This window comes from Streptomyces sp. NPDC043876, from assembly GCF_056435825.1.
The window spans coordinates 174,141-189,433 of sequence record NZ_JBWKDV010000008.1 but is presented as its reverse complement, the minus strand read 5'-3'; the positions used below and the strand labels follow the sequence as shown (position 1 = coordinate 189,433).

Below are 15,293 nucleotides of genomic sequence, written 5' to 3'. Positions count from 1 at the left end.
GTACGGGGCTCCGGCCGCGCTCACCCCGCGGGGGGCGCGCCGGCCGGGGCCGGGCAGGGCGCGGTGCTCGCCCGTACGACGAGCCCGGGTTCCACCGAGGCGGGTACGGCCGGCGCGCCGGGGTCCGCGATGTGCCGCAGCAGTTCGCCCACGGCCAGCGCTCCCATGTGGGCGAAGGGCTGCGCGACCGTGGTCAGGGGCGGGGTGCAGTACTCCGCCAGCTCGATGTCGTCCACGCCCACCACGGAGATGTCCTCGGGCACCCGGCGCCCGCACTCGTGCAGTGCCCGGATCACGCCGAAGGCCATCTCGTCGCTCGCCACGAACACGGCGGTGACGTCCGGGATGCGGCCGAGGATGAGCCCGGCCCGGTAGCCCGACGCCGGTGACCAGTCGCCCTCCAGCGGTGGCGGCACGGACCGGCCCGCCTCCTCCAGCGCCGCGCGCCAGCCGTCGCGCCTGCTCGCGGCCTCCAGCCACTGCGCGGGACCGGCCACGTGCCAGACGGTCGTGTGCCCGAGGTCGAGCAGGTGCCGGGTCGCCAGCCGGGCGGCGAGGTCCTGGTCGACGGCGACGACACCCGTCGCGTCGGTCCGTGAGCCGTCGATGGCGATGGTGGGCGTGGTACGGGTGAGCTGCTCGATCCTGTCGCTGCTGTGGATCAGCGGCACCGACAGGATGACCCCCTCCACCCCCTGGTCGGCCAGCCGCGCCAGGGCCCGCTCGATGGCGGAGGTGTCCAGGGAGGTCGTCGTCGCGGTGCTGACCGCGTACCCGGCGGCCTGCGCGGTGTGCTCGATGCCCGAGATGACGGCGGCCCGCGAATAGGACGTGGTCTGGAGGGTCACCACGCCGATGGTGCGGCTGCGGCCCGAACTGAGCATCCGAGCGGCGTTGTTGCGGCGGTAGCCGAGCTGCTCCACCGCGGCCGCGACCTTGGCCCGCGTCCGGTCCTGGACGCCCGGGTGCCCCGAGAGCACCCGGGAAACCGTCTGCGCGGACACCCCGGCGACCCGGGCGACGTCGGCCATCCCCGGCGGACGCCCCTGGTCGCCGGCGCTGCGCTTCACCACGGATTCCTTTGCCGTCACAAGGACGGATGGTATCGCTCCCCAAGGCGCCCGGCTGGTGGTTGTCCGGCGCCCCCGCCCCTCCTGTGACATCCATTGGCATCGATAACATTCTCTGTCATAGTTCCGAACCATCGAGGCGCACTCGGGCCTGTGGAACGGCGGATTCGACGCCGGAAGACGGAAAGGCATCGATAACATCTCGTGACCACCACCTCCGCACCCACGACCACCTCCGCGTCCGCGCCCCCCTCTCAGGCCTGCACCGGTGCGCCCCCGCCGGACCGGCCCCCGGCCACGCTCACCCACACCGCGGGCGCCTTCCTGCGCGACGGCCGGCCGCACCGCGTGCTGTCCGGCTCCCTCCACTACTTCCGCGTCCACCCGGACCAGTGGGAGGACCGCCTCCGGCGGGTGGCCGCCCTCGGCCTGAACACCGTCGACACCTACGTCCCGTGGAACTTCCACGAACACACCCGGGGCGACGTCCGGTTCGACGGCTGGCGCGACCTCGACCGGTTCGTCCGCCTCGCCCAGCGCACGGAACTCGACGTGATCGTCCGCCCCGGCCCCTACATCTGCGCCGAATGGGACAACGGCGGACTCCCGGCCTGGCTGACCGGCACGCCCGGGATGCGGCCGCGCACCTCGTACCCGCCGTTCCTGGAGGCCGTCGGGCGCTGGTTCGACCAGCTGATCCCGCGGGTGGCGGCCCTCCAGGCCCGCAACGGCGGACCCGTCGTCGCCGTACAGATCGAGAACGAGTACGGCAGTTACGGCGACGACCGCGGCTACGTCCGCTGGGTCCGCGACGCCCTGGTCGCCCGCGGCATCACCGAACTCCTCTACACCGCCGACGGTCCCACCCCGCTGATGCTCGACGCGGGCACCGTCCCCGGCGAACTCGCGGCCGCCACCTTCGGCTCGCGCCCCGCCGAGGCGGCCGCGCTGCTGCGCGCGCGCCGCCCCGACGAGCCCTTCCTCTGCGCCGAGTTCTGGAACGGCTGGTTCGACCACTGGGGCGAGGAGCATCACGTCCGGTCGGCCGCGGACGCCGCCGACACCGTCGCCGGCATCCTGGACGCGGGCGGCTCCGTCAGCCTCTACATGGCGCACGGCGGCACCAACTTCGGGCTGTGGTCCGGCGCCAATCACGACGGCGACCGGCTGCAACCGACCGTCACGAGTTACGACTCGGACGCACCGGTCGCCGAACACGGCGCTCTCACGCCCAAGTTCCACGCCCTCCGCGAGAAGCTGATGGCCCCCGGCGCCGCCGCGGGCCGCCCCCTTCCCGCCGATCCGCCCCTCCTGACCCCCCGTACCCTCCCGGTGACCCGCGGGGCCGCCCTGCTCGACGCGCTGCGCGCGACCGCCGAACCGGTCCACGCCCCCACACCGCTCAGCTTCGAGGAACTCGGCCAGTCCCACGGCCTGGTCCTGTACACGGCCCACCCGCTCCTGCCGCCCGGCACCCACCCCCTGACCGTCACCGGACTGCACGACCGGGCGCAGGTCTTCGCCGACGGCGTACCCGTCGCGGTCCTCGACCGGGAGACCGCCTCCTGCACCCTGGCCGGAGCCGGAGAACGCGTCCGGCTGGAGCTCCTGGTGGAGAACCAGGGCCGCGTCAACTACGGACCGCTCCTCGGCCAGGGCAAGGGGATCCTCGGCGGGGTGCGCGTGGACCGGCGCCTGGTGCACGGCTGGAGCATGCACCGGCTGCCCCTCGACGCGTGGATGCCGCAGGACCTCGCGCGGGCCCCCTCGCTCGCCGCGCCCGGCGCGGCCACGGGCTTCGCCACCGCCTCCCTGGTCCTGGACGAACCGGCCGACACCTTCCTCGCCCTGCCAGGCTTCGGCAAGGGGTTCCTCTGGGTCAACGGCGCTCTCCTGGGCCGCTATTGGAAGATCGGGCCGCAGCGCACCCTCTACCTCCCGCACCCGTTCCTGCGCGCGGGCCGCAACACCCTCACCCTGCTCGAACTGGAGCACTTCGGCGACGCGGTCGTGCTGCGCGACGGACCGGACCTCGGGCCGCCGCACGCGTTCGTCGAGACCTTCGACTGACGCCGCGACCCCGGGCCCCCGCTCCACGACCCGCCCGCCGCGCCGGCCCGGCGCCCTCCGACGCCCTCCCCACGGGCATCCCCCCCCACACGGCAGCCCCGCACAACGGACGAGGGCTGGCGGACGACGAAGGAACGAGGAGGATCCGTGTCAGCCTCAACTCCGGCACCCACCCCGCGCGGCACGCTCGCGCGTGCGGCGGTGGCGTTCACCGTGGCCGTGACGGCGGTGACCGCACTGACCGCGATGCCCGCGATGGCCGCCCCACCCGCCGCCGGCGCAGCGGCACACGCAGGCCCACCGGCCGCCGCCCCACCCGCCCCGCCCGCCGCGGCCACCTACACCGTCACCGTCGGCTCGAAGGGATCCTGGACCCAGCCGGACGACACCCCGGCCGCCCCCTACCTCGACAAGGACGGCACCTTCTACTACCAGCAGGCCCACGCGCTCTACGGCGCCTCGGAACAACGCCGGTGGACCTTCTACACGGGCACGGACTTCGACACCGCCACCCGCTCCGGCGCGCTGAGCGACGCGGTGAACCCCGCCAACGGCAAGGACCGCAACAACGACACCACGTGGCGCTGCAACAACAGCCCGACGGGGCTGACGTCGACCAGCGCCCCCTCCGGGTCCGGCTACTCCCAGCCCAACTTCTGCGACCTCGTCGGCGTGTGGACCGACCCCGACACCGGCGACTGGTACGGCCTCGTCCACAACGAGTTTACCCCGCAGCCCTTCGGCGACGGCGTCCACTTCGACGGCATCGACTACGCGGTCTCCACCGACCAGGGCCGTACCTGGACCATCAAGAACCACGTCATCACCTCCCCGTACAGCACCGCGCGCGGCGACACCGCGGCCTTCCCCCAGCAGACCTACTCCTACGGCGACGGTGATCCGCGGCTGTTCGCCGACACCGCCTCGGGCTACTTCTACGTGTTCTACGGCTCGCGGATCGTGGACAAGGGCAGCGGCTGGAAGGCGTTCCACGAGCACGTGGCCCGGGCCCCCATCGCGGCCAAGATGGCGCCCGGATCCTGGCAGAAGTGGTACGACGGGGCCTGGTCCCAGCCCGGCGTCGGCGGCCGGGAGAGCAACATGGTGCCGGTCGACCAGGCCGGCTCGACCGGCTACACCCCCGCCGACCGCGAATACGACCCGGCGCGCGCCGGTACGGCCGCCCAGCAGATCCAGGCCGGCACGCTGCCCGCGACCTCACCGCTGTTCGTCATGGACGTCACCTACAACGCGTACCTCGGCCTCTACGTGGGCGAGCCCCAGGCCGTCAACCAGGACGGGACGGCGCCCCAGCAGTTCTACGTCACCGACAACCTCGCCACCCAGAAGTGGCGTCTGCTCGGGGACACCGGCAGCTACACCACCGCGTCCTGGTACCGGTGGTTCCTCGACCCCGCGAACAGGACCGGCTCGGCCATCGTCGGCAAGGACTTCCGCTCCTACTGCTCGTTCGGCTGCTCGGGCGGCTCCTCCAGCGAGTACGTCAACGTCTCCCTCGGCACCTCCGCCCCCGCCGCGCCCCTGGACACGAGCAAGGTCTACCGGATCGGCGCGGGCGGCCGCGTCCTCGCCCAGGTCCCGGGCAGCGCCGCGACCACCTCCGAGCCGGCCACCGGATCCGGCGCGGAAGGCTGGATCTTCACCGCGAACGGCGACGGCAGCTACCGCGTGGCCAACGCGTCCAGCGGGGGACTGCTGGGCGTCGACTCCACGGCGACCGCGCAGCGGGCGTGGGGGACCAAGCCCACCGTCACCGCACCCGGAGCCGGCGGCCCCGCCGTCGGCCGGCAGTGGTTCATCGTCCCCGGGACCTCCGCCTCCGACGGCGGTTCCACCGGCACGTACCGCCTCGTGAACCGCTACAGCGGGCTGGTCATCGGCCTCTCCGCCACCTCCACCCGGCTCGCGGAGACCACCCCGGCGCGCTCCTGGACCGGCCCGGCCGGTGGGACCGCGGGCTCGCGCACCGCGGCCGAACAGGCCCTGACGCTGACGGCGGTGGGCGCCGTACCCGACTCCCTCGGCGGCGTCCGCACGCTCCTCGCGGGCGGCATGGCGCTCGACGACCCGCAGCACAGCACCACGCCCGGCACCCAGCTCATCACCTACACCCCCCACGGCGGCGCCAACCAGAAGTGGAGGTTCACCCGGCAGCCGGACGGCTCCTATGAGATCGCCAACACCGAATCCGGCCTGTGCGCCGACATCAGCGACGGCTCGACCGCGGCGGGCGCCAAAGTGATCCAGTGGACCTGCCACGGTGGCGCCAACCAGCGCTGGACCGCCATCCGTGGCCAGGACGGCACGTACACCCTCACCTCGGTCCGCAGCGGACTGCTCCTCACCACGACATCGACGGCCGCCGGTTCCCCGGTGACCCAGCAACCGCCCACCGGCTCCGCACTCCAGCGGTGGACCATCACCTGACGACCTCCCGGCATCCGGGGGCCGTCGCTCAATGAACCTCGAACCAGCCCCGCTGGGCCGCCTTGAGACCCGCCTCGAAGCGGCTGGCGGCGCCCAGGCGCTCCATGATCGAGGCCATGTGCCGGCTGACGGTGCGTGAGGAGATGCCCAGCCGCTGGCCGGCGGCCTCGTCCGTCAGGCCGCCCGCCAGCAGGCGCAGGAGCTCCCGCTCGGTGTCGCTCAGGCCGGTCCTGGGGTCGTCCGGGCGGACCGCGCCGAGCGGGACGGCGCCGGCCCAGGTCTGCTCGAAGAGGCCGAGCAGCGCACTGACGATCCCGGGTTCGGTGATGTGCAGCGCACCCTTGCGGGTGTCGGCCGGGTCGATCGGCACCAGGGCGTGGGTGCGGTCGAAGATGACCAGGCGCTGGGGCAGCACCGCGGCGGTGCGCACCTCGCTGCCGCGGCTGAGCAGCCAGTGCGAATGCACCGTGGTGTGCGGGTCGTTGCGCGTCGTGTCCTGGTAGAGGGTCTTCATGACGACCCCCCGGGCCAGCGGCTCCTCGTCGGCGGCCCGCGCCGCAGCGAGGTCCTCCGGCCGGTGGCTGGCGCCGGGGTGGACCCCCAGACACTCCTGGCTCATGGCCCGCGCCAGCTGCTCGATGCGGCCCTGGATGGCGTCCATGCCGAGCAGGCGCTCGCCATGCGCGGCCTGGGAGGCGGCGCGTTCGGCGACCAGACGGGTCACGGCGGCCCGGGAGACCGCGAGTTCGGCCTGCCGGGCGGCCAGCTCCGCCTCCTCGCGGGCGAGCATGTCGGCCAGGCCGACCTCGGGCGAGACCGCCCGCATCTGGCCGGGATGCTCGCTGGAGGCGCGCACCAGCGTCAGGCGCCCGAGTTCGTCCAGGCAGTCGTGGACCTGCACGGGGCTCATCCCGCACTCCTCGGCGAGACGGGTGACCCCCAGGTCGGGATGGTCGAGCATGGCGCGGTAGACGGTGCTCGCGGGCAGGCCAAGGCCCAGTGATTCCAGCATGACGTGAAACTCCCCCGTGTGACGTGCGCACCCCCCCGGTGCGCACAGGTCGAATGGTTTCACCGAAGGACCCTCCCTTCAAGATCCGTAAGGCAAGGATTGGCTCATGAAATGACATGTACCTGCCATTGCGTCGGGAAGTCGACGGGCGAGCCGCCGCCAGCCTTCCGCCCTTCCCGAGGGGGTGACCCGGCGGCAAAGCTGTACATCGCCGACCGGGAGCACCGGGGCGGCGAACGGACACCGGAACGTGGATCGACCCCGGGGCAGCCGCGCCGTCCCGATCAACTACCGTTCCTTCAGGAGGGATCACACGCCATGCTCAGCACCCGTCGCGCTCTGGCTGCCGCCGCCGCTCTCATCGCCGTCATGGTGGGCGCACTGCCCGCCGCGGCCGCCACCCCGCAGACGACGGCCATCGTCCACGCCAACGACAACGCCCAGTGGGGCTAGCCGCGGGATGGAGCTCGTCTACACGAGCCTGAGGCGACGCGTCCCGGACCGGCCCGGACCGACGGGCGGGCAGGCCGAGGTAGCCGAGGTCCTCGGCATCCTGTGGGCGCACACCGCTCCGGCGGACGGTCTGGAACACATCACCGGGATCGTCGAGAGCGACCGGATCGACCTTCTGCTGTTCCTCCTGCCGACTTCCGCAGTCGGCCCGGACGGCCCGGACGGCCGCTCCGGCCGCGGCTGCGTCGAACGGGCCGCCGCCCTGCTCACCCGTAGCCACCTGGCCTCACCCGCGCTGCACCGGCGCTACCTGCCTCCTGCGGAGACGGCGGGCCCGCCGGGCGGGAACCCGGGCGAACCCACGGGGGCCTGACCACCCGCCGTCGGCCCTCCATCCGCCGTAGGTCCTTCACCCGGCTGTCCGCCATCCTCGCGCGACGCGGAGTCGCTTCGCCGTGTCCGCACACGGGCCACACCCTTCGACGCCTCGGCTGACGGTCGCGGTGCGTCATCTGACATCACTCTGCTAGGAGTCACGCAGCCATGCCCAGAAGCAAGTTCTCCGTACGGGGTATCCGCCTGGCGGCGATCGCGGCGACAGGTACGGCCCTCGGCGCCGGTGCGCTGGTGCTGATGACGCTGGAGCCCGGTGGCCACGCGTCGGCAACGACCCCGGTCGCCGTGGCTGCCACGGCAACGGCGCAGGTCGGGGGCGCCTCGCCCACCCCGTCGGCGACGGCTCCCGGTACGCCCGCGGCGACTGTTCCCGCGGCCTCGGTTTCCCGCCCGGCCGGGCTGCCGGCCTCCTCACCCGGCGCCACCACCGCCCCGGCCGCTGTCCACAGCGAGTTGGTCGCGCCGTCGCCCGACATCCCGGCGGGGCTTCCCCTTGACGTCCGGCTCGCCTTCACCGCAGGGGACTTCCGGCCCGGGGGCGGTCCCGGCGAGTTCTCCGTCGTCCTCACCAACCGCACGGCCAAGGCCTACACGTCGCTGGATCCCATGCTCCAGGTGATCCCTGCTTCGGGTACCGCCTTCAAGGGCGCGCTCGACCGGTTCGATCCCACGGCCCGCGACTGGCGGACGGTCGCGGTCCCGGACACCGACGTGGCGCCGATCGGAGCGTCGGCACCCACGCCCTTCACCGTGCCGGCCAAGGGATCTCTGACGATCCGGTACCGGCTGACGCTCCCGTCGGACCAGTCGGCCCAGCGGACCGACGTCATGGCCTACGCGATCGGCTCCGACGGCAAGCAGCTCGGCGTCGCCACGGGCGTGCTTCCGACCGCCAACCGCTGATCGGCCCTCACTTTTCCCCGTCTTTCCCATCGTGTCCTGACAGAAGGAATCATTGTGTTCACGTCTCATCGCCGCAGCATTTCCAACGGAGTTGCAGCGCTTCTTCTGGGATCCTCCCTCGGTCTGTTCGGTGCCCCGTCCGCTCAGGCATCGACACTCGGCGATGCGATCGTGAGCAGCGCGACCGCCCAGCTCGGGAGTTCGGCGTGCGGAAACGGCGGCGCCGGTTACTACGCACCGGGCAGCGATCAGTCGAGCAGTTGCTCCGGCGGGAGCCGGACCCACGCGTGGTGTGCGGACTTCGCGGGCTGGATCTGGGCCCAGAACGGGGTGAAGGGGCTCGCGCCGCTCAACGACCTCGCGAACAGCTTCGCTTCGTACGGCACCGGCCTCTCGTCCACTCCGCACCCCGGCGACGCCGTCTTCTTCCACCCGAACGGCTTCTCCGGCACCGACTACGACCACGTTGCGATCGTGACCGCCGTGTACCCGAACGGGAACATCGACTGGATCGGCGGCAACCAGGGCGGCAACGGTGGCGCGGTCACGCGCAACAGCAACATGCCCGGTACGGTCGGCGCCACCGAGTGGACCAGCGGTGGCTACAGCGTGCACCTCAAGGGGTTCGTCAGCCCGGTCGGCAGCGCGCCTGCGGCTGCGAAGACCTCACCCGTATCGATGGATGCGGCGGGGACGCATGTGGCGTTCGTGGACACCAACGGCAATCCGGCGAATGACTGGGTGAGCAACGGCGGGTGGCAGGGTCCGTCCGGCCTGGGCGGCAAGGCGAGGTCCGATTCGCCGGTGGTGCTCAATGCGAACTCCGATCACGCCTTCTTCATCGATGCCAATGGCAACGTGATGAATGACTGGGTGAGCAATGGTGCCTGGCAGGGCCCGTCGGCGACCGGTGGGAAGGCGAGGGCCGGTTCCCCGTTGGTGACCAATGCGGCGGGCACGATGGTGGCCTTCGTCGACACCAGCGGCAATGTGGTCAATGACTGGGTTGCCAACGGTGCCTGGTCGGGACCGGCGGCCACGGGTGGTCAGGCGCGTTCGGATTCGCCTCTGGCGATGAGTGCCAATGGTGATCACCTGTTCTTCATCGACGCCAATGGCAGTGTGGCGAATGACTGGGTGGCCAATGGCGGGTGGCAGGGTCCGTCCGGTATCGGTGGCCAGGCGCGTGCCGGTTCCGGTCTGGCCACTGACGCTTCCGGTACGCATGTCGCTTTCGTCGACACCAATGGCAACGTCGCCAATGACTGGGTTGCCAATGGTGCCTGGGCCGGTCCTGCGGGGATGGGTGGTCAGGCGCGTTCGGATTCGCCTCTGGCGATGAGTGCCAATGGTGACCACCTGTTCTTCATCGACACCAACGGCAGCGTGGCGAATGACTGGGTGGCCAATGGCGGGTGGCAGGGTCCGTCCGGTATCGGTGGCCAGGCGCGCGCCGGCTCCGGTCTGACCACCGATGCCTCGGGCACGCACGTCGCCTTCGTCGACGCCAACGGCAGCATCGCGAACGACTGGGTGAGCAACGGCGCGTGGCAGGGCCCCGCCGGCATCGGAGGCACCAGCCGCTGACCAGCCCGTAGCCCCATCACGCACCCCAGTTCCCGCCGCGTCGGCCGACCTGCTCGGCCGACGCGGCCCCCAAGTTAAGGACTCGGAATGTCTGTTATCCGTCGATCGCGTCAGCTCATATGCGGAGTGGCGGCGTTTGCGGCCGCGTGCACCGCGACGCTGGCCCCCGCGGCCGCCTCGCCGGTGTCGAACGCCGCGGCCGCCGCAGCAACGACGGCGGCCTCGAACTGCGGCGGCTACTCGTCCAACACCACTCCGCCGTCCACGATCCGGGTGCTGCAATACGCCCAGCACACGAGCGCCGGCGGCCCGGTCGCTGGCACCGAGACCGGTGTGGTCACCGTTCCGTTCCAGTCCTACATCAAGGACGTGCTGCCGGGGGAGTGGAGTGCTTCCTGGCAGTCCGACTCGCTGCGAGCCGGTGCCATGGCGGCCAAGACTTACGCCTGGTACTGGGTCAACAACTGGCGCGGCGGGACGTACGGCGGTAGCTGCTACAACGTCGACGACTCGATCAACTACCAGCGCTACATACCCGGTCGGGCCACCGCTTCCACCAACGCCGCCGTGGAAGCGACCTGGAACTCGGTGATGACCAAGAGCGGCTCGATCTTCCAGGCCTCCTACCAGGCCACGCTGACCGGCAGCAGCTCCGAGTCCTGCGGTTCGGGCCTCTCCCGCTACCCGAACACCCTCAGCCAGTGGGGCTCCCAGAACTGCGCCCTCGCGGGCCAGACCTGGCAGCCGATCCTTTCCACCTACTACCCCGGCATCTCGATCTCCGGCGGTGGTGGGATGACCAACTTCGGCACCGTATCGATGGATGCGGCGGGGACGCATGTGGCGTTCGTGGACGCCAATGGTGATCTGGCGAATGACTGGGTGAGCAACGGCGGGTGGCAGGGTCCGTCCGGTCTGGGCGGCAAGGCGAGGTCCGATTCGCCGGTGGTGCTCAATGCGAATTCCGACCATGCCTTCTTCATCGATGCCAATGGCAACGTGATGAATGACTGGGTGAGCAATGGTGCCTGGCAGGGTCCGTCGGCGACCGGTGGGAAGGCGAGGGCCGGTTCCCCGTTGGTGACCAATGCGGCGGGCACGATGGTGGCCTTCGTCGACACCAGCGGCAATGTGGTCAATGACTGGGTTGCCAACGGTGCGTGGTCGGGACCGGCGGCCACGGGTGGTCAGGCGCGTTCGGATTCGCCTCTGGCGATGAGTGCCAATGGTGATCACCTGTTCTTCATCGATGCCAATGGCAGTGTGGCGAATGACTGGGTGGCCAATGGCGGGTGGCAGGGTCCGTCGGGTATCGGTGGCCAGGCGCGTGCCGGTTCCGGTCTGGCCACTGACGCTTCCGGTACGCATGTCGCTTTCGTCGACACCAATGGCAACGTCGCCAATGACTGGATTGCCAACGGTGCCTGGGCCGGTCCTGCGGGAATGGGTGGTCAGGCGCGTTCGGATTCGCCTCTGGCGATGAGCGCCAATGGTGACCACCTGTTCTTCATCGACACCAACGGCAGCGTGGCGAACGACTGGGTGGCCAACGGCGCCTGGTCCGGTCCGTCCGGTATCGGTGGCCAGGCGCGCGCCGGCTCCGGTCTGGCCACTGATGCCTCGGGCACGCACGTCGCCTTCGTCGACGCCAACGGCAGCATCGCGAACGACTGGGTGAGCAACGGCGCGTGGCAGGGCCCCGCCGGCATCGGCGGCACCAGCCGCTGACCAGCCCGCGAGCAGCACCGATTCCGCCCCGGCCGGCCTCTTGCCGACCGGGGTGGAATCGTTCTTATTGCGGCCCGCGGTGTGACCGGCGAGGTCCATCCGGCCGCCGACCGCCCGCGCTGGGACGCCAGGCGGGCGCGGTGGCCGGGAACGTGCGACCGGGTCGCTGCGTTATAAGGGGAGAAGCAGTCGGAGCACGCGAAGGAAGGGGTCCCGGATGTCGACGAGTGGGAAGATCGCCGCTGCCGGAGTTGTCGCAGCGGTCATCCTGTTCCTGACGGTCGGATTCTGGGTGGGGCTGCTGGTCCTGATCGGGGTCCCGGCCGCCGCCTATCTGATGCTCGACCCCTCGCAGCGCCGCCGCTTGCGCGGCGTGAACAAGAGACGGCGAATAGGGCGGTGACGGTGTCCGAAGCGGAGATCCGAGGGGAAGCCCTCAGGAGTGCCGGTGTGGTCCTGGCGGTCAGCAGCAACGGGGCGTACTCGTTCACCAAGCCCACGCGCGAGAGCATCACGCTGCTCCCAGGGCTGGGTGTCGAGGGGGACGTGCACGCGGGAGTGACCGTCAAGCACCGCTCCCGGGTCGCCCAGGATCCGACGCAGCCCAACCTCCGGCAGGTCCACCTGATCCACCGCGAGCTCTTCGACGAGGTCGCGCGGGAGGGCTTCGAGGTGGCTGCGGGCCAGCTCGGGGAGAACGTGACTACCGAAGGCATCGATCTGCTCGGCCTGCCGACCGGCGCGCTCCTGCGCATCGGCGCGGAGGCCGTCGTCGAGGTCACGGGCCTGCGCAACCCCTGCGCCCAGATCAACAGGTTCCAGCACGGCCTGCTCAAGCACGTGGTGGGCCGCGACGCCTCGGGACGCATCCAGTACAAGGCGGGCATCATGGGCGTGGTCCGCGAGGGCGGAACGATCCACCCTGGAGATGGCATCAGCGTCACCCTCCCGCCGCGGCCGCACGTCCCCCTCGCCCGCGTCTGACCCCCGGCGGTCGGGGCGGGCGTGCCCCGGCCGTCCCGCCGCCGGGCCGTCACACCGGACGGACTGCGACCTCGTCCAGCGCGGCCAGCAAGCCGGGCAGGTCCATGCCTGCGTCCCCTTCCCCGTCCACGCCACCGTCGCGCGGCACCGGAATGACCTCGCTCGGCCCCTCGTCCAGCAGGACGAAGGCGATGTCGTCGGTCCGGGCCACCAGAGACCATCCGGGGCCGTCGACCCGCAGGGTCCTGGCCCCCTCGCCCGCGAAGGCGGACCGCACCCGGCCCGGCGGTGGCGGCGTCGTCGTGTAGTCCCGTGCCTCCGCCAGCACCCGGGCCAGCCCGGGATGCGCGACCGGCTGACCGCCGCCGTCCGACGCGAACCGCTCGCGCCACTCGGACCACTGGCGGGCGATCTGGTCCGCGCCCATCCGCCGCTGTACCGGCCCCCAGGTCTCGGCCGACGGCGGGGCCAGCGGAACCCGCCCCGTCCCGTCCGCGCCCTGCTCGGGATCGTGCGGCTCGGGGATGCCCGGCGCGGCCACGGACAGCGCCAGTGGCCAGCCCGCCAGCGAGACCACGATGCTGCGCTCGTCCGGGGAGAGGTCGTACTCCATGCCGCAGTCCCAGGAGGCGATCGCGGTCGCGACCAGCGCGACGTCGTCGACGACCACGGTCCAGCGCGCGCCGTCCTCGTCCTGGCCGAGCACCAGCCCGTAACCGTCGGCGGCCGGGGGCACGCCGAGCAGCGAGCACGCCTCCGGGTAGTCGTCTCCCAGGATGCTCGGGAACTGGGCCGGGGTCAGCAGTACGGCGGACAGCACGTACAGCGAACCGTCGCCCTCCTCGTCGGACACGTACCCTCCTGGTGGCTCACCTGTCGGCGCACCCTAACCAGCCGGTAACCCGCGCGTCGAGAGCGGGAGTGCACCGATTTCCAACGTCAGTGCCTGCACGTAGAGTTGGGAGCTCGCCACAGAAAGGGTTCCTCGGTGCAGCGTTACGACCGGCTGAAGGAGATCCTCCGGCTCGATCCGGAGCGGGATTTCCTGGCCATCTACCGGCTCACCGCCACCTACGAGTTCCCCTGGGACTTCGCCCGGGCGCTGGAACTGGCCCTCTACCGGACGTACGCCGTCCCCAGCATCGGCCGGCTGCTCGCCGAGACCGGCGAGTTCACCGACCGCACCCAGAAGCGCTACGACGACACCGTGCTGCTCCTCGACGCGGTGGTCGAGCACGGCTTCGACAGCGACACCGCGCGCACCGCGATCCGGCGCGTGAACCAGATGCACCGCGGCTACGCCATCTCCAACGAGGACATGCGCTACGTCCTGTGCACGTTCGTGGTGATTCCGAAGCGCTGGCTGGACGTCTACGGCTGGCGCGCGCTCACCCACCACGAGCAGCGGGCGAGCGCCCGGTACTACGCCACCCTCGGCCGGCACATGGGCATCTCGGACATCCCGGACTCGTTCGAGGAGTTCGAAGCCACCCTCGACGCCTATGAGGAGGCCCACTTCGGCTGGGACGAGGGCGGCCGCAAGGTCGCCGACGCCACCCTCGACCTGATGGCCTCCTGGTACCCGGCCCCGCTCGGCCCGCTGGTGCGCGGCGCCGGGCGCGCCCTGCTCGACGAGCCGCTGCTGCGCGCGTTCCGCTACGACCCTCCGCACCCCCGCCTGCGCGGGCTGGTCCGGGGCGCGCTGCGGCTGCGCGGACGCGCGGTCCGCTTGCTGCCGCCCCGCGCGGAGCCGCACTACGCCCGGCAGAACCCGGAGGTCAAGGGGTACCCCGACGGCTACGACGTGGGCGAGCTGGGCACCTTCCCGAGGCCCGGCGGCGCGGGCGGGTGCCCCGTGCCGCACCCCCGCCGCCCCCAGGGGGCCGACGCGCCCCCGCCCTAGGGGCCGGTTCCCGGCTCAGGGACGGCGTACCGCCAGGGCCAGGAACCGGTGCTCCTCGTCGGCATAGGAGGTCGGTTCCCACCCCGAGGCGCTGAGCAGGGGGCGGAGGTTGTGCTCGGCCCGCATGTCGTCGTCGGTCAGCTCCCGGCCCTGGCGCGCCGCCAGGGCCGCCCGCCCGATGGGGTGGAACAGGGCGAGCCGCCCGCCGGAGCGCACCACCCGCGCCAGTTCGCGCAGGCTCACCTCCGGGTCGGGCAGGTGGGCGATCAGCCCGGCTGCGAACACCGCGTCGAGGCAGCCGTCCCGCAGCGGCAGCCGGGTCGCGTCCGCCAGCATCAGCGCGCCCGCCGCCCGCCGCCCGGCCCGCGCCGCCTCGGCGAGCATCTCGGGGGTGAGGTCGGCGCCGAGCACGGTTCCGGAGGGGCCGACGGCCGCGCGGAGTTCGGGCAGCGCCCTCCCGGTCCCGCATCCCGCGTCGAGCACCCGGTCGCCGGGCCGCAGGCCGATTGCGGCCACGGCGGCGGCGAAGGCGGGCCCGTCCCCGGGAAACTTCCGGTCCCAGTCCGCCGCTCGGGCCCCGAAGAACTCCTGCACGCGTGTGTGGTCTTCGCTCATGTGCCCATGATCCCGCACGCACGGTCGCGTGCGGACAGTGCGCAGGATGACACCCGGTGTGATCGAAGATGAACCTCGCGCTGTCATATTCCAGCAGTTCCAGCGCCTTTCGAAATGCTTCCCC

The 15,293-nt window shown here is 71.7% G+C and carries 14 protein-coding genes; 10 read left to right on the top strand and 4 right to left on the bottom strand.

Annotation, left to right across the window (positions count from 1 at the left end):
- Positions 1 to 20: 20 nt before the first annotated feature.
- Entirely contained in the window at positions 21 to 1,031 is a 1,011-nt protein-coding gene (locus AC0693_RS24980) for a LacI family DNA-binding transcriptional regulator (protein ID WP_469316408.1), read from the bottom strand.
- A gap of 243 nt (positions 1,032 to 1,274) precedes the next feature.
- Between AC0693_RS24980 and AC0693_RS24975 the strand changes: the two genes are divergently transcribed.
- Positions 1,275 to 3,140 carry a glycoside hydrolase family 35 protein gene (locus tag AC0693_RS24975; protein WP_478802935.1) on the top strand — a complete coding sequence of 622 codons (1,866 nt, stop codon included), beginning with the start codon at positions 1,275 to 1,277 and terminating at the stop codon, positions 3,138 to 3,140.
- A 147-nt stretch (positions 3,141 to 3,287) separates the two neighbouring features.
- Positions 3,288 to 5,588 carry an RICIN domain-containing protein gene (locus AC0693_RS24970; RefSeq protein ID WP_478802934.1) on the top strand — a complete coding sequence of 767 codons (2,301 nt, stop codon included), beginning with the start codon at positions 3,288 to 3,290 and terminating at the stop codon, positions 5,586 to 5,588.
- Positions 5,589 to 5,616: 28 nt separating this feature from the next.
- On the opposite strand, the gene AC0693_RS24965 is transcribed toward AC0693_RS24970, so the two are convergent.
- Entirely contained in the window at positions 5,617 to 6,600 is a 984-nt protein-coding gene (locus AC0693_RS24965) for a LuxR C-terminal-related transcriptional regulator (RefSeq protein WP_478802933.1), read from the bottom strand.
- Between the two features lie 318 nt (positions 6,601 to 6,918).
- Here AC0693_RS24965 and AC0693_RS24960 point away from each other — a divergent pair, with 318 nt between their 5' ends.
- The 7 genes from AC0693_RS24960 (at position 6,919) to AC0693_RS24930 (ending at position 12,651) form a co-directional block, all read left to right on the top strand.
- Entirely contained in the window at positions 6,919 to 7,053 is a 135-nt protein-coding gene (locus AC0693_RS24960; protein WP_478802932.1) for a hypothetical protein, read from the top strand.
- A 7-nt stretch (positions 7,054 to 7,060) separates the two neighbouring features.
- On the top strand, positions 7,061 to 7,426 hold the full coding sequence (locus tag AC0693_RS24955; RefSeq protein ID WP_478802931.1) for a hypothetical protein: 366 nt from the start codon (positions 7,061 to 7,063) through the stop codon (positions 7,424 to 7,426).
- A gap of 170 nt (positions 7,427 to 7,596) precedes the next feature.
- Positions 7,597 to 8,352, top strand: coding sequence for a hypothetical protein (locus AC0693_RS24950; protein WP_478802930.1), 756 nt, complete (start codon positions 7,597 to 7,599; stop codon positions 8,350 to 8,352).
- Between the two features lie 54 nt (positions 8,353 to 8,406).
- Complete coding sequence (locus tag AC0693_RS24945) at positions 8,407 to 9,939, top strand: CHAP domain-containing protein (protein ID WP_478802929.1); 1,533 nt, start codon at positions 8,407 to 8,409, stop codon at positions 9,937 to 9,939.
- 87 nt (positions 9,940 to 10,026) lie between these two features.
- Complete coding sequence (locus AC0693_RS24940) at positions 10,027 to 11,667, top strand: SpoIID/LytB domain-containing protein (RefSeq protein WP_478802928.1); 1,641 nt, start codon at positions 10,027 to 10,029, stop codon at positions 11,665 to 11,667.
- A 217-nt stretch (positions 11,668 to 11,884) separates the two neighbouring features.
- Positions 11,885 to 12,070, top strand: a complete 186-nt coding sequence (locus AC0693_RS24935; protein ID WP_356405919.1) for a hypothetical protein — start codon at positions 11,885 to 11,887, stop codon at positions 12,068 to 12,070.
- A gap of 47 nt (positions 12,071 to 12,117) precedes the next feature.
- A complete protein-coding gene (locus AC0693_RS24930) occupies positions 12,118 to 12,651 on the top strand; it encodes an MOSC domain-containing protein (protein WP_468463913.1) in 534 nt (177 codons plus the stop codon).
- 49 nt (positions 12,652 to 12,700) lie between these two features.
- Here AC0693_RS24930 and AC0693_RS24925 read toward each other — a convergent pair whose 3' ends face one another.
- Positions 12,701 to 13,504: a hypothetical protein gene (locus AC0693_RS24925; protein WP_478802927.1), complete on the bottom strand. Its 804-nt coding sequence runs from the start codon at positions 13,502 to 13,504 to the stop codon at positions 12,701 to 12,703.
- 135 nt (positions 13,505 to 13,639) lie between these two features.
- On the opposite strand from AC0693_RS24925, the gene AC0693_RS24920 reads away from it, so the two are divergent.
- Positions 13,640 to 14,554 carry an oxygenase MpaB family protein gene (locus AC0693_RS24920; RefSeq protein WP_469331568.1) on the top strand — a complete coding sequence of 305 codons (915 nt, stop codon included), beginning with the start codon at positions 13,640 to 13,642 and terminating at the stop codon, positions 14,552 to 14,554.
- 15 nt (positions 14,555 to 14,569) lie between these two features.
- On the opposite strand, the gene AC0693_RS24915 is transcribed toward AC0693_RS24920, so the two are convergent.
- Positions 14,570 to 15,169 carry a class I SAM-dependent methyltransferase gene (locus tag AC0693_RS24915; RefSeq protein WP_478802926.1) on the bottom strand — a complete coding sequence of 200 codons (600 nt, stop codon included), beginning with the start codon at positions 15,167 to 15,169 and terminating at the stop codon, positions 14,570 to 14,572.
- Positions 15,170 to 15,293 lie beyond the last annotated feature (124 nt).